Annotated in this window: 11 protein-coding genes; 8 read left to right on the top strand and 3 right to left on the bottom strand. The window is 71.6% G+C overall.

What is annotated here, in order from left to right; genetic code table 11:
* Positions 1 to 667: 667 nt before the first annotated feature.
* From ettA to ITI46_RS28475, 3 genes are read left to right on the top strand one after another with little or no spacing between them, the layout of a single operon-like run.
* The gene (gene ettA, locus ITI46_RS28485; protein ID WP_209242790.1) at positions 668 to 2,332 is read left to right on the top strand and encodes an energy-dependent translational throttle protein EttA; all 1,665 of its coding nucleotides are present in this window, start codon (positions 668 to 670) and stop codon (positions 2,330 to 2,332) included.
* Positions 2,333 to 2,336: 4 nt separating this feature from the next.
* Positions 2,337 to 2,762, top strand: coding sequence for an acyl-CoA thioesterase (locus ITI46_RS28480; RefSeq protein WP_209242789.1), 426 nt, complete (start codon positions 2,337 to 2,339; stop codon positions 2,760 to 2,762).
* The gene (locus ITI46_RS28475) at positions 2,743 to 3,420 is read left to right on the top strand and encodes a DUF8185 domain-containing protein (protein ID WP_209242788.1); all 678 of its coding nucleotides are present in this window, start codon (positions 2,743 to 2,745) and stop codon (positions 3,418 to 3,420) included. The genes ITI46_RS28480 and ITI46_RS28475 overlap by 20 nt, the downstream gene beginning before the upstream one ends.
* 124 nt (positions 3,421 to 3,544) lie before the next feature.
* On the opposite strand, the gene ITI46_RS28470 is transcribed toward ITI46_RS28475, so the two are convergent.
* From ITI46_RS28470 to ITI46_RS28460, 3 genes are all read right to left on the bottom strand, one after another.
* Positions 3,545 to 3,949, bottom strand: coding sequence for a globin (locus ITI46_RS28470; RefSeq protein WP_504739820.1), 405 nt, complete (start codon positions 3,947 to 3,949; stop codon positions 3,545 to 3,547).
* A gap of 114 nt (positions 3,950 to 4,063) precedes the next feature.
* The gene (locus ITI46_RS28465; protein ID WP_209242786.1) at positions 4,064 to 5,140 is read right to left on the bottom strand and encodes an ABC transporter permease; all 1,077 of its coding nucleotides are present in this window, start codon (positions 5,138 to 5,140) and stop codon (positions 4,064 to 4,066) included.
* The gene (locus ITI46_RS28460) at positions 5,137 to 5,865 is read right to left on the bottom strand and encodes an ABC transporter ATP-binding protein (RefSeq protein WP_209242785.1); all 729 of its coding nucleotides are present in this window, start codon (positions 5,863 to 5,865) and stop codon (positions 5,137 to 5,139) included. Before ITI46_RS28460 ends, ITI46_RS28465 begins: the two co-directional genes overlap by 4 nt.
* A 71-nt stretch (positions 5,866 to 5,936) precedes the next feature.
* On the opposite strand from ITI46_RS28460, the gene ITI46_RS28455 reads away from it, so the two are divergent.
* The 5 genes from ITI46_RS28455 (at position 5,937) to ITI46_RS28435 (ending at position 14,199) form a co-directional block, all read left to right on the top strand.
* Positions 5,937 to 6,920 (top strand): methyltransferase domain-containing protein, encoded by a 984-nt coding sequence (locus ITI46_RS28455; RefSeq protein ID WP_209242784.1) that lies wholly within the window; start codon positions 5,937 to 5,939, stop codon positions 6,918 to 6,920.
* 404 nt (positions 6,921 to 7,324) lie between these two features.
* Positions 7,325 to 8,788 carry a GlnX family signal transduction membrane protein gene (locus tag ITI46_RS28450; RefSeq protein ID WP_307808358.1) on the top strand — a complete coding sequence of 488 codons (1,464 nt, stop codon included), beginning with the start codon at positions 7,325 to 7,327 and terminating at the stop codon, positions 8,786 to 8,788.
* 161 nt (positions 8,789 to 8,949) lie between these two features.
* Positions 8,950 to 9,981: a glutamate ABC transporter substrate-binding protein gene (locus ITI46_RS28445; protein ID WP_209242783.1), complete on the top strand. Its 1,032-nt coding sequence runs from the start codon at positions 8,950 to 8,952 to the stop codon at positions 9,979 to 9,981.
* Between the two features lie 88 nt (positions 9,982 to 10,069).
* Positions 10,070 to 11,398, top strand: a complete 1,329-nt coding sequence (locus tag ITI46_RS28440) for a hypothetical protein (RefSeq protein ID WP_209242782.1) — start codon at positions 10,070 to 10,072, stop codon at positions 11,396 to 11,398.
* Positions 11,395 to 14,199, top strand: coding sequence for a serine/threonine-protein kinase (locus tag ITI46_RS28435; RefSeq protein ID WP_209242781.1), 2,805 nt, complete (start codon positions 11,395 to 11,397; stop codon positions 14,197 to 14,199). Before ITI46_RS28440 ends, ITI46_RS28435 begins: the two co-directional genes overlap by 4 nt.
* Positions 14,200 to 14,380 lie beyond the last annotated feature (181 nt).

Raw genomic sequence — 14,380 nt, 5'->3', positions numbered from 1 at the left:
GAGCCGGGGCGGTGCGCCGGTACGGGGCGGCTGTCCTCCGCATTGCGTTCTGCACTTGAGCCGGGTGGTGCGCCCACGTCGACGACCGCTCTTCCGCATCCTGCGCCGCCGCGCCTGAGCCGGGGCGGTGCGCCGGTACGGGGCGGCTGTCCTCCGCATTGCGTTCTGCACTTGAGCCGGGTGGTGCGCCCACGTCGACGACCGCTCTTCCGCATCCTGCGCCGCCGCGCCTGAGCCGGGGCGCTCCGCCTGTACGGGGCGACGACCCTCCGCATTCCGTGCTGCACCTGAGCCAGGGCGGTGCGCCCGTACGGGGCGGCTGCCCTCCGCATTCCATGCCGCAGCCAAGCCGGCAGTGCGCCCAGCGCGCCCACCCTCCGCCCTCCGCGCCCCGCCTGAGCCGGGGCGGTGCGCCCGGCACGGGCCCGCGCGGGGTGCCGCAGCCCTCGCTCCGGTGCGCCCCGGCCCCGTGTCCCGGAGCCGGCGGGGCGGCCGGTGGCGGGCTGCTGCCGCGGAACCCGTTTCCGGGGCGGGGCCCCGGTGCGGCAAGATGGGGTGCGTATGCCTTACGTGGTGCGGCCGCAGATCAACCCGCGGCGCGCTGCCGCATGACGACCCGCGCGGCCTGGCCGCGTACGACTACCTACAGATTGCCGGACGGTTCCTCTTGGCTGAGTACATCTACACCATGCGCAAGGCGCGCAAGGCGCACGGCGACAAGGTGATCCTCGACGACGTCACCTTGAGCTTCCTGCCCGGCGCGAAGATCGGTGTCGTGGGCCCCAACGGCGCGGGCAAGTCCACCGTGCTCAAGATCATGGCGGGTCTGGAGCAGCCCTCCAACGGTGACGCCATGCTCTCGCCCGGCTACAGCGTGGGCATCCTGCTCCAGGAGCCGCCGCTGGACGAGTCCAAGACGGTGCTGGAGAACGTCCAGGACGGTGTCGCGGAGACGAAGCAGCAGCTCGACCGGTTCAACGAGATCGCCGAGCAGATGGCGACCGAGTACACCGACGAGCTGATGGAGGAGATGGGCAAGCTCCAGGAGAAGCTCGACCACTCCAATGCCTGGGACCTGGACGCGCAGCTGGAGCAGGCCATGGACGCGCTGGGCTGCCCGCCCGGCGACTGGCCGGTCACCAACCTGTCCGGCGGTGAGAAGCGCCGCGTCGCGCTGTGCAAGCTGCTGCTGGAGCAGCCCGATCTGCTGCTGCTGGACGAGCCGACCAACCACCTGGACGCCGAGTCGGTGCAGTGGCTGGAGCAGCACCTGGCCAAGTACCCGGGCACCGTGGTGGCCATCACCCACGACCGGTACTTCCTGGACAACGTGGCCGGCTGGATCATGGAGCTGGACCGCGGCCGGGCCATCGGCTACGAGGGCAACTACTCCACCTACCTGGAGAAGAAGCAGGCCCGCCTCAAGGTCGAGGGGCAGAAGGACGCCAAGCGCCAGAAGCGCCTCAAGGAGGAGCTGGAGTGGGTCCGCTCCAACGCCAAGGGGCGGCAGGCCAAGTCCCGTGCCCGTCTGACCCGTTACGAGGAGATGGCGGCCGAGGCGGAGAAGACGCGGAAGCTGGACTTCGAGGAGATCCAGATCCCGCCGGGTCCGCGGCTGGGCAATGTCGTGGTGGAGGTCGAGAACCTGCACAAGGCGTTCGGTGAGAAGGTGCTCATCGACGACCTGTCCTTCTCGCTGCCGCGCAACGGCATCGTCGGTGTGATCGGTCCGAACGGTGCGGGCAAGACCACCCTGTTCAAGATGATCCAGGGTCTCGAGGAGGCCGACGCCGGCACCATCAAGGTGGGCGACACGGTCAAGATCTCCTACGTGGACCAGACCCGCGCCAACATCGACCCGAAGAAGACGCTGTGGGCGGTCGTCTCGGACGAGCTGGACTACATCAACGTCGGCCAGGTCGAGATGCCGTCGCGCGCCTATGTGAGCGCGTTCGGGTTCAAGGGACCGGACCAGCAGAAGCCCGCTGGTGTGCTCTCCGGCGGTGAGCGCAACCGGCTCAACCTGGCGCTCACCCTCAAGCAGGGCGGCAATCTGCTGCTGCTGGACGAGCCGACCAACGACCTGGACGTGGAGACGCTCTCCTCGCTGGAGAACGCGCTGCTCGACTTCCCGGGCTGCGCGGTGGTCGTCTCCCACGACCGCTGGTTCCTGGACCGGGTGGCCACGCACATCCTCGCCTACGAGGGCGAGAGCAAGTGGTTCTGGTTCGAGGGCAACTTCGAGTCGTACGAGAAGAACAAGATCGAGCGGCTGGGTCCGGACGCGGCGCGTCCGCACCGGGCGACGTACAAGAAGCTGACCCGGAGCTGAGCGCGTGCGGCACAGCTATCAGTGCCCGCTGCGCTGGTCGGACATGGACGCCTTCGGGCACGTCAACAACGCGGTCTACCTCCGCTATCTGGAGGAGGCGCGGATCGACTTCCTGTCCCGGGCCGCGCGGCGCGCCGACCCGGAGGCGTTCACCGGCGGGACGGTCGTGGCGCGGCACGAGATCGACTATCTGCGGCAGTTGGTCCACCAGGCCGACCCGGTGACGGTGGAGCTGTGGGTGGAGAAGCTGGCCGCCGCCTCGGTCACCTTCGGCTACGAGATCAAGGACCCGAAGTCCGCTGAGGGTCCGTTCGTACGGGCGCGCACGGTCGTGGTCCCGTACAACCTGAAGGAGGGCTACCCACGGCGGCTGTCGGCCGCCGAGCGCTCCTTCCTGGAGGGTTACTTCGATGACAGCCACAGTGGCTGACCGGCTGGTCTTCGCCGACCCCGGGGAGGCGGCGGGTCTCGCCGCCTTCCTGGAGCGGCTGGTGCGCTGGGAGAAGAACGCCGCCGTGCGTATCCAGGCGGGCGGCGGTGTGGCTGCGGTGTTCGCCAAACCGGCCCGCTTCGAGGTGCTTGCCGTGCGTACAGGCAGGCTGCTGGAGCCGGTCGAGATGGATGTGACCGTGGCGGCGGGTGAGCTGCTGGAGCTGGTCGAGGAGGAGCGGGAGGCCGTCGGGGTGCCGAAGGCCGTGACCGGTCCGTCCTGGGCGGGTGTGCTGCCGCCGCGCGGCGGCTGGCGGGAGTTCGCCAGGGTGCCGGTGGACGCGGTGGGTTCGGTGGCGGCAGCCGCCGTGGGCGAGTTCCGGCAGCGGGCCGAGAAGCTCCCGCCCGAGCAGCGCGGCAGGCAGACGCTGGACGCCCTGGCGGAGGAGATCTGGTCCCGCCCGCTGGGGCGTACGCAGCTGCCGCTGCGCGCGGCGCATGCGGCGCACGCGCTCGGTTTTCTGCGGGGCAAGGACCCGGCGGCCCTGCTGGAGTCGGGCGGCTGGCTGCGGCTGCGGACGGCCTACGGGTCGGTCGTGGTGCGGCGCCGGGAGAGCCCCGGCGCGGCCGGCGGCGGGCTGAGCGTCACCCCGGTGTGAGGGCGTCGTCCCCCCGGGCGCGCTACGCCGTCAGCCCACGTGCCCCTGGGCGCTCTGCGCCGTCAGCCTGCGTGTCCCCGTGCGCTCTGCGCCGTCAATCCGCCCCCTTGGACGCGCTATGCCGTCAGTCCGCTGAGTTGATCAGCGATCCGGCGGCGTAGACCAGGTATCTCCACAGCTGGGCCTCCAGATGTTCGGGCAGCTCCAGGCTGTCGACCGCGTCGCGCATGTGCCGCAGCCAGGCGTCGTGCGCCGCCTGGTTCACCTTGAAGGGCGCGTGCCGCATCCGCAGCCGGGGGTGGCCCCGGGCGTCGCTGTAGGTGCGGGGGCCGCCCCAGTACTGCATCAGGAAGAGGGCCAGCCGCTCCTCGGCCGGTCCCAGATCCTCCTCGGGGTACATGGGCCGCAGCAGGGGGTCCTCGGCGACCCCTTGGTAGAAGCGGTGCACCAGCCGTCGAAAGGTCTCCTCGCCGCCGACCTGCTCGTAGAAGGTCTGCGTCTCCAGACTGCCGCGCGGAATCTCCATCACCCGTCCATGGTCGCAGACGCCACGGACGAGGGCTGTAGCCCTAGGACCACGACTGGAGCGGGCCCTGGGACGAAGCCCAGGGCCCCGGTCACCCGCCGGCCACCCGCGGAGCGGCTACGCGTCGTCCCAGCGGAAGAGCCGCGCCGCGATCAGCGTCAGCACCGTGGCGAACAGCAGCAGTCCGCCCATCACGGGCAGTGCCGCGCCCCAGCTCTCGCCGCGGCTGAGAACGTCCTGCATGGCCTGGGACAGGTGCTTCAGCGGCAGGAAATCGCTGACTGTGCGCACCCACTGCGGCGCGTTGTCCAGCGGGAAGAAGGCCCCGGACAGGAACGCCATGGGCAGGATGACCACCTGTGCCAGCCCGTTGGCGGCCTCCTCGGTCTTCGCGAACGAGCCGACCAGCAGTCCGATGGACATGAACGCCAGCGTGCCGCATACGACGAGCGGCAGGCACAGCCACCAGTGTCCGGTCAGTTTCAGCCCGTAGTAGGGGAGCGAGGCGACGGCCAGGAAGATGGCTGTCTGCGCGAAGGCGGTCGTCAGGTTGACACCGATGCGGGCGCCCACCACCGTCCTCGCGTTGACGGGGGCCAGCCACAGGCGCCGCAGGATGCGTTTTCTGCGCCAGCTGACGAGGTTGAAGGCGGAGCCGAAGACGCCGCCCATCGCCACCGCCCAGCCCAGCAGCCCCGGGGTGAGGAACTGGATCGGTTTGGTGGTCTTGTCCTCCACGGTGTCGGTGCGCAGGGCGAAGGCGGGCGGCTGTCCGGTGGCGCGCTGGTTGGCCTGCTGGACGATGCTGTCGAGTACTCCGCGAACGGTGCCCGAGCGCACCTGGTCGGCGGCGGAGTAGCGCAGTTGCACCTTGCCGTCCTGCTGGAAGACGGCGGCGTCGGCGTCTCCCTTGCGTACCTTTTCCAGCGCCTCCTTGCGCGCGGCTGCCGAGCCGTCCGTCTTTTCGATCTTCAGCACGTCGCGCAGTGCGGCCCGCTCGCCGTCCGGCATGCCGTCGAGCACCTTGACGGCGCCGACCTGCACGATCTCGGACCGGCCGACTCCCTGGTCCTTGAAGAGCGCGCCGAAGAGCATCAGGAACATCAGCGGGAAGATCATCGTGAAGAACACCGCCGCGCGGTCGCGGGCCAGCCCGCGCGCCATCGCCAGCGACAGGCTGAGAAAGGCTTTCACTCCCGGTACTCCCGCCCCGTCAGCTGGAGGAAGACGTCCTCCAGGGTGTCGACTCCCAGCTCCTGAACGAGCTCCTGTGGTGGTCCCACGCGCAGCACCCGGCCGTGGTCCATGACGGCCACCCGGTCGCACAGTGTCTCGGCCTCGTCCATGTAGTGCGTGGTGAGCACCACGGTGCGGCCGGTGGAGTTGATGCGGCGCAGCAGGTCCCACAGGTTGCGCCGGGCCTGCGGGTCCAGACCGGTGGTCGGCTCGTCCAGGAAGACCAGCTCCGGGTCGTGCACCAGGGCGCAGGCGATGGACAGCCGCTGTGCCTGCCCACCTGAGAGCTTGTTCTCCCGGGTGTTGGCCTTCTCCGTCAGTCCGACGGTCTCCAGCATCTCGTCGGCCCGGGACTCGTCTACTCCGTAGAGCGCGGCGAAGGTGCGTATCTGCTCACGGGCCGTCAGCCGTTCGAAGAACGCGGATGCTTGCAGCTGCACGCCTATGCGGTGCAGCAGTGCGGGATCGCGCGGCCAGGAGGGGCGCCCCAGTAGCTGAGCGCTTCCCTCGTCCGGTTCCCGCAGCCCTTCCAGGATCTCCATGGTGGTGGTCTTGCCGGCCCCGTTGGGCCCGAGGATTCCGTAGAACTCGCCACGCTTCACCTGGAGAGTGACACCGTCGACGGCCTGCGTCTCCCCGTAGCGTTTGCGCAGCCCATCGGCTGTGATCGCGTTGTCGGACATGCGCGGAGGCTAACGGCTGAATCCGATATTCCGGTCTCGCCGTGGCATCTGTCTCATCGCACAGTGGAAACATGGCCAATGGCAATGCGGCAGCTGCCCATCCGGCGGACCTCGTCCGGGAGATCGTGGCTCATGGCGGGCTGCGTGACCCGGCCTGGCGTGCGGCCTTCTCCCAGGTGCCCCGCGAGCTGTTCGTGCCGTACTTCTACGTGCCGGTCCCGGGCGGCCGCATGGACCGGCTCTGGCGCGACGACCCCGACCCGGGCCGCAGGGCCCGCTGGCGGGAGGGTGTCTACAGCGACCAGCCGCTGGCCACCCGCGTCCGCGACGGCCGGCTGCTCTCCTCCAGCAGCCAGCCCTCCCTGATGGCCACGATGCTGGAGCACCTCCAGGTCGCCGACGGCATGCGCGTGCTGGAGATCGGCACCGGGCCCGGCTACAACGCGGCGCTGCTCAGCCACCGGCTCGGCGACCGGCAGGTGACCACGGTGGACCTGGACCCGGACATCACCGACGCGGCCCGCAGCCACCTCGCCGACGCCGGTCACCGGCCCCGGGTGGTCACCGGCGACGGCGCGCAGGGCTGCCGTGCCGACGCGCCCTACGACCGGATCATCGCCACCTGCTCGGTGGCCAGGATCCCCGAGGCGTGGCCGGCCCAGTGCCTGCCCGGCGGGCTGATCCTCACCCCACTGGCCACCGGGCTGCTCGCCCTGCGCGTCGCAGCGGACGGCAGCGCTAAGGGAACTTTCCACAGCACGCCCGCCTATTTCGTCCCCCTGCGCGGCGGAGCAGCAGCCGACTGGGACAGCGGCTGCGAGGGCCTCCCCAGTGGTGTGCCGCCGCACGCGCTGAACGACGACAGGTTCCGCTTCCTGCTCGCCCTCACCGGCGCACATCTGGACCCTGCCGAGGCGTACGCCCTGTGGGACCGCATGGGACATCCGGAGCGCGAACGGTACGGCGTCACGGTCCTGGAGGGCCGCCAGTGGGCCTGGCTGGACGACCCGGAAGGCCCGCACACCTGGCCACTGGGCGCGCCGGACTCGGAGTGACCCGAGCGGCGTACTGGACCGCCACGGGAGCTGCGGACCGCTGGGGACCCGGCACGGGAACCGCGGGCCTCTCGGGACCGCCACGGAACCGCGGGCCTCTCGAACGCGTGAGGGAGGACAAGAGCACGACGGGAGGGCAGCTGAGCGCAGCAGCAGGAGACAGTGGTTGCCGGGCGCGCGGTGGGGCGGCCTGTCGGCCCAGGGTTCGGTCGCGATCCGAACAAGATCCCGGCCAAGCTGCTGTGAGCGTCCCGGGGTGCGGCCATACTGCTGGCCTGGGCACCGCCGCCGGGCGTCCTGCCGCCCGCAGACCCGGGCAGGGGAGCCGGGGGACTGCACGGAAGGGAGCAGCGCGAACGCACCGGCAGGGTGTCTGCCAGCGACCAAGGGGGAGGGCTCCAGCCGTGACACAGCCGCCGACCGCGCCACCGACACCGCCGCCCGTTCCGCCGGTACCCCCGGAAGGTCCCGGCCATGGCGTCGGCCCGGAACCCGGCCAGGGCGCCGCCTCCGGGCACGCTGCGGCGCCGTCGGGCCCGCTGGGCGCCCCGCGCCGTACGGCGTGGTCCGAGGGCGTACGGCGGCTGCGTACGGCCGCGACCACCGAACCCGGGCGGCTGCGCGCCATCGGTGCCGTACTCGCCGCTGTGGTCCTGCTGTTCGGGGGCGTGACGGCCTGGCAGGTCTCCGACCGGGCGGCCGCGGCCGACGCCGTGGTGGACCACAGCCAGCCGCTGAGCGCGGACGCAGCGCACATCTACCGCTCGCTGGCCGACGCCGACACCTCGGCCTCCAGCGGCTTCCTGGCGGGCGGTGACGAGCCGCGCTCGGAGCGGCGCCGCTACGAGAAGGACATCCGCGAGGCGTCCCAGCTGCTCGCCGACGCTGCGGCCAACTCCGCGCGTTCGCGCACCGCGCAGCGCCAGATCGCCGTGCTCAACCGCGGTCTGCCCGTCTACGCGGGGCTTGTGGAGACCGCGCGTGCCGACAACCGGCAGGGCCTCCCGCTGGGCGGGGCCTATCTGCGGTACGCCAACGAGAAGATGCGCGGCGAACTGCTGCCCGCAGCGCGCAAGCTGTACACCGCCGAGACCAGGCAGCTGGGCGGCGACTACGACGACGCCAAGAGCCGGCCGCTGCCGGCCCTCGGAACCGGCGTCGTCGCACTGGCCGCGCTCGGCTGGGCGCAGCGCCGCAACTACCGCCGTACCAACCGGGTCTTCAACCGGGGCCTGCTCGGCGCGACAGCGCTCTCGCTCGCTCTCCTGGTGTGGCTCTCAGCGGGACATGTGATGGCGCGCTCCGGGCTGAACGCCTCGTACACCGAGGGCGCCCGCTCCCTGCACGCCCTCAACGAGGCGCGGATAGGCACCCTCCAGGCGCGCGGGGACGAGAACATGACGCTGGTGGCCCGCGGCGGCGGCGCGGTCTACGAGGAGAGCTACCAGAAGCAGATGGCGAAGGTCGCGGGCGACGGCGAGCGGGACCGGGCCGGCAGCGGGCTGCTTCAGGACGTGCGTGAGGTGGCGGACGACCGGGCGGGCAGCAGCGCGGTGGCGGAGGCCCAGGACGCCGTCCGTATCTGGCAGCAGCGGCACAAGCAGGCGCGCGCCGAGGACGACGGCGGCAACTACGAGGACGCTGTCGAGCAGGTGATCGGCGCGAAGGACAGCACGCGGGAGAGCTTCGACGAGGTGGACAAGAGCCTCAGCCGCGCCGGTGCGCACGAGCAGCGGCAGTTCGAGAAGGCAGCAGGCGCGGGGCGCGACTGGTTCGCCGGGCTGGTGGTCGGCGCCCTGGTGCTCGCCGTACTCGGCGCCGCTGCCGCCGTACTGGGCATCGGGCGCAGGCTGGCGGAGTACAGGTGAGGAGGGGGGACGCCATGCCGGAGCGCGGAGTCGGGGGCGGACGCGGAGCCGGGCGCGAACACGAGCGGGCAGAGCGGGCACCTGAGGGTGGAAGCGAGCGTGCAGCAGAGCGCGAAAACGCGGGTGCAGCAGTGCGCGGAAACGCCGGCCCACTGCGGCCCATGAGGCGCGGCAGGCCGTGGGCCGTCGCCGCGGGCGGTCTGGCGGTCACAGCGGCGGTCCTGGTCTCCACGGTGCTGCCGGGCAACGGGCCTGCCGGGCCCACGGGCGGCACCGGGCCGGACAACGCGCAGCACGGCCCGGGCGCCACCTCCGTCCGTCCCGCGTCCGCCTCCGAGCCCGGGGCCGAGCCCAAGCCCGAGAAGTGCGAGGACGGCCACAACCCCGCCGAGAGCCTCAAGCCCTCCGGCGCCTCGGGAGACGCGGTCGAGCGGATCAAGAAGAAGGGCAAGCTGGTCGTCGGCGTCGACCAGAACAGCTATCTGTGGGGCTACCGCGACCCGGCCACCGGCAAGATCGAGGGCTTCGACATCGACCTGGTGAAGGCCATCGCCCGCGATCTGCTGGGCGGCGACGGGCCGGAGAAGATCACCTACCGGACCATCCCCACCGACCAGCGCATCCCCGCCATCCGGAAGGGCGATGTCGACATGGTCGTACGCACCATGACGATCAACTGCGAGCGCATCGATCAGGTCGCCTTCTCCACCGCCTACTTCGAGGCGGGCCAGCAGCTGCTCGTGCCGAAGAAACGGGCCCGCGTCAAGGGCTTCGACAGCAGCATGCGCGGCAAACGCGTGTGCTATGCCTCCGGTTCCACGGCGGAGAAGATGATGAAGTCACCCGGCTACGCGGCCCTGGGCGCCGAGCCCGTCGTCGTCCCCAACCAGCTCGACTGCCTGGTGCGGCTCCAACTCGGCGAGGCGGACGCCACGGTCACCGACAGCGCGCTGGGCGCGGGACAGGCCGCACAGGACCCGTCTGTCCAACTGATCGGCCGTCCGGAGACGGTGGAGCCCTACGGTGTCGCGATGAACCTTCAGGACAAGGATCTCGTGCGGAGGGTCAACAAGGTTCTGAAGGACTACCGGAAGGACAAGTGGAAGTCTTCCTACGACCACTGGCTGGCCGAGGACATGATGGGTACGGAAGGGAAGAAACCCGCACCGCCGAAGCCGCTCTACCGTGACTGAACCAGTCGCCGTGGTGACTGAACCGGTCGCCGTGGCCGCGTCGCCGATGTGCCGGTCCGTGAGTACGAGTCGAACAGCGAGGTGATCGATGGGGTCCGCGGGTGCTGCCGGAGAGGTGATGAGCCGGGAGGAGGCCGACCGTGTGCTGGAGCGGCTGGACGCCGAGCACGAGGCGGTCGAGTCCTCCCTGCTGGCGCTGCAGGACCACGCCGGGCGCAGGCTCCTGGAGGGCGCACAGCTCGCCGGGACGACCGCGCACCGCTGGTCCCGTGCCGAGGCGGCCATCACCTCGCTGTGGAACGGTTTCGACGTCTACTCACGCACCCTGCGGCAGGCGCGCGAACTGCGGGCCCGTCGCCGCTGGCCCAGCCGTGACGACCTGGTCGAACTGACCCGTCTGCTGCGCGGCACCCTCACCGTGCCCGGCGGCGCCCTGCCGGGCACCCCGGGCGCGAGCCTCACCGAAGCCCCCAGGCTCGCCGAGGAGCTGACGCTCACCCAGCTCGTGGAGCGGATGAACGAGTGGTACGCGCAGGCCCTCGACGTCGTGGCGGCGGCCGACTCCGTATGGTCGGCGCTGCCCGCCAGGATCGATCTGCTCGCCGCCGAGCTCGGCCGCGTGCGCTCCCTGGCGCACTCGGTGGGCGTGCGCCCCGGCGAGCACCCGGCAGCCGACGACCTGGAGCGCACCACGGCCGAACTCAAGGCACTGCGCGAGGAGGTCGTCCGCGACCCGCTCGCCTTCTGGACGCCGACCGGAGGCAGCGGAGCACCGGGCGGCGGCCGGCCGGACACCACCCGCTACGACAGCGCGGCCCGCGCCCTGGAGGACGTAAGGCGCGAGATCGACGCCGTGCTCGCGGTACGGCAGGACGCGGAAACCCGGCTGATGAAACTGCGCGACCTGCTCACCCGCGCCGACCGCACCCTCGCCGAGGCCCGCGCGGCACGCGGCGAGGTGCTGGCGAAGATCGCTGCCTCGGAGGTGCCGGCCGTCAGCGGCCCGCCCACCGTGCTGCAGGAACAGCTCGCCACAGCAGCCGAGTACCGCAGACGCGCCCAGTGGCACCGGCTCTCCCCGCTGCTGGAGAGCCTGGAAGAGCGTGCCGAGGAGGAGCTGGAGCGGGCCCGTGCGCAGCTGTCGGCCGTCACCGCACCGCTTGCCGTCCGCGCGGAACTGCGCGGCCGGCTGGACGCGTACAAGGCGAAGGTGGCACAGAACGGCCTGGCGGAGGACCGCCTGCTGATCGAGCGCTACGACGCGGCGCGCAGAATGCTGTGGAGCGCTCCCTGCAACCTGCGCGCCGCCGAGGACGCCGTTCTGCGCTACCAGTGGGCCGCGCAGGAAGCGCTCCAGCAGCGGCAGCAGGACGCCCGGGACGCCGCGGGCGGAGCAATGAACATGGGGGCAGAGTGAGCGAGCAGTCGAGCGCACAGAACCGGCCGTGCCAACGGCCGCAGTGCGAGGGCACATACGAGGACATGGGAGCGGGTGAGCTGTACTGCAACATCTGCGGGCTCGCCCCCGTGGTGGCACCCGGCGGGGTGCTGGGCTCCGCGCCCACCGGGATGACCAGCCCGGCCGGCCCGGCGCGTGACAGCCGTTCCTCCGGCTCCGCGCGCTCCCGCTCCTCCTCCCGGGAATCCTCCTCGCGGGCCTCTTCACGAGCGTCCTCGCGGGAGTCCTCGCGCTCCTCAGGGCGCTCTCACGCCTCCCGCCGTTCCGTCTCCGGGCGGCTCTCCCGCTCGCTGTCCGGGCGGAGCACCGAGCGCTCGGTCTCGGTGCGCAGCGCCCGCTCCTCCGCCAAGAGCTCCAGCCGGGGCAGGCTGGGCGCCGGGCTGGTGCAGATCCCGGAGGTGCCGCGGCCGGACCCGGCCGGGGTCGTCCTGGAGAACCCGGAGGTCCCCGAGCGCAAGCGCTTCTGCAGCAACAGCGACTGCGGCGCACCAGTGGGACGCGCACGCGGTGACCGGCCGGGCCGCACGGAAGGTTTCTGCACCCAGTGCGGCCACCCCTACTCCTTCGTTCCCAAACTGCACCCCGGCGACATCGTGCACGGCCAGTACGAGGTCGCCGGGTGTCTGGCGCACGGCGGGCTCGGCTGGGTCTATCTGGCCGTCGACCGCGCCGTCTCCGACCGCTGGGTGGTCCTCAAGGGCCTGCTGGACACCGGCGACCAGGACGCGATGGCCGCGGCGATCGCCGAACGGCGCTTCCTGGCGGAGATCGAGCACTCCAACATCGTCCGGATCTACAACTTCGTCGAACATCTCGACCAGCGCACCGGCAGCCTCGACGGCTACATCGTGATGGAGTACGTCGGCGGCAGCTCGCTCAAACAGATCGCCAACGCCCGGCGCACCCCCGGCGGCAGGCGCGACCCGCTCCCCGTGGAGCAGGCGTGCGCCTATGGGATCGAGGCCCTGGAAGCCCTGGGACATCTGCACAGCCGCAATCTCCTCTACTGCGACTTCAAGGTCGACAACGCGATACAGCAGGGCGACCAGCTCAAGCTGATCGACCTGGGCGCGGTGCGCCGGATGGACGACGACGAGAGCGCCATCTACGGCACCGTCGGCTATCAGGCACCCGAAGTCGCCGAAGAGGGCCCCTCGGTCGCCTCCGACCTGTACACGGTGGCGCGGACGCTGGCCGTCCTCACCTTCGACTTCCAGGGCTACACCAACGTCTACGTCGACAGCCTGCCCAATCCGGAGAACATCGAGGTCTTCCAGCGGTACGAGTCGTTCTACCGGCTCCTGGTGCGCGCCACCGACCCCGATCCGCGGCGCAGGTTCGCCTCGGCGCAGGAGATGTCCGACCAACTGCTGGGCGTACTGCGCGAGGTGGTGGCCGTGCAGACCGGAAAGCCGCGGCCCGCGCTCTCCAGCCTGTTCGGACCCGAACTGCGCGTCGTGGACACCGAACTGTTCGCCCCGCAGACCGGTGACGCCTCGCTCCTGGGGGCGCGCGAGTGGACGGGGAGCAAACGCGGCACCGGGAAGGAGCAGGCCACGATCCCGCCGCAGCCCTCCGCAGGCCGCGCCACCGCCGTGCCGGCCACGGGCACGTCCCCGGCAACGGCCGCGGCGACGTCCCCCGCAACGGCCGTCCCCTCCGGAGTGGCGACTGCGGCACCGGTGCGCACCGCGCAGCCCGCTCCGCTGGCCTCGTTCCCCGTACCGTCCACCGGTGGCGAGGGGGCCGGGGGCGCCGGTATCGCACTGGCCCCGCTGCGGACGCGGCAGACGGCGCTGGCGCTGCCCGTACCGCGGGTCGACCCCTCGGACCCCAACGCGGGCCTCCTCGCCGGGCTGATGGCCTCCTCGCCGGCCGATCTGCTCACCGCGCTGGAGGGGGCGGCGAGCGACTCCCTGGAGCTGCGGCTGCGCAAGCTGCGCGCGCTGCTGGAGACGGACGAGCCGCAGGACGGCGCCGGGCCGGCCGCAGGCGCACTGGAAGCCCTGGAGGCGCTGGAGGCGCGGCACGCCGACGACTGGCGTGTCGTGTGGTACCGCGGTCTGGCATCCCTGGTGACGGGCGACCGGGAGGGTGCCGCGCTGTCCTTCGACGCGGTCTACGACGCGTTCCCCGGCGAACCGGCGCCCAAGCTGGCACTGGGCATCTGCGCCGAGCTGCTCGGCCAGCTGGACAACGCGGCGGAGTACTACCGGCTGGTGTGGACCACCGATCCGGCGTATGTGAGCGCCGCGTTCGGCCTGGCGCGGGTGCGGCTCGCCACGGGCGACAGGGAAGGCGCCGTCCAGGTGCTGGAGTCGGTGCCGGAATCGTCCATCCACTACACCGCGGCCCGGGTGGCGGCCGTCCGCGCACGGCTGCGGCAGCGCTCGCCCCATGAGCCGCTGCTGGAAGACCTCCAGGCGGCGGCGCGGCAGGTGGCGGATCTGGAAGAGGTCGGACTGGACGCGGTACGCCGCCAGGAGCTGACCTGCGAGGTACTGGGCTGCGCACTCGACTGGCTGCTGTGCCAGGCTGTTCCCGCCCGGGGGGCCGCCTCCGGGCCCGCGCCTGCGGGTGCGCCGGGCTCGCCACCCGATGCCGGGGTACGGCTGTTGGACAGTCCGCTCACCGAGGAGGGGCTGCGCTTCGGCCTGGAGCGGTCCTACCGGCTGCTCGCCCGGCTCGCGCAGAGCGGAACCGAGAGGATCGAACTGGTGGAGCGGGCCAACCGTTTCCGCCCCCGGACGTGGGTGTGACCATGGCTCAGCTGGACCAACTCTCCGCCTGCCCGAGCTGCGCGGAACCGCTCGAGGAGGGTGACCGCTTCTGCGGCGCATGCGGTGCGAACGTCGAGGCAGCGGCGGTTGCAGCAGCCGCAGCAGCCGCTGAGCAGGGCTTCACCGCCCACCGCGACGCACCCCCCGCACCGCGCACCCC

It is taken from the genome of Streptomyces oryzae, assembly GCF_017676365.1.
In the GTDB taxonomy this organism is placed as follows: Bacteria; Actinomycetota; Actinomycetes; order Streptomycetales; family Streptomycetaceae; genus Streptomyces; species Streptomyces oryzae.
The sequence above is the reverse complement of the archived record's forward strand: the minus strand, read 5'-3'. Positions and strand labels throughout refer to the sequence as shown.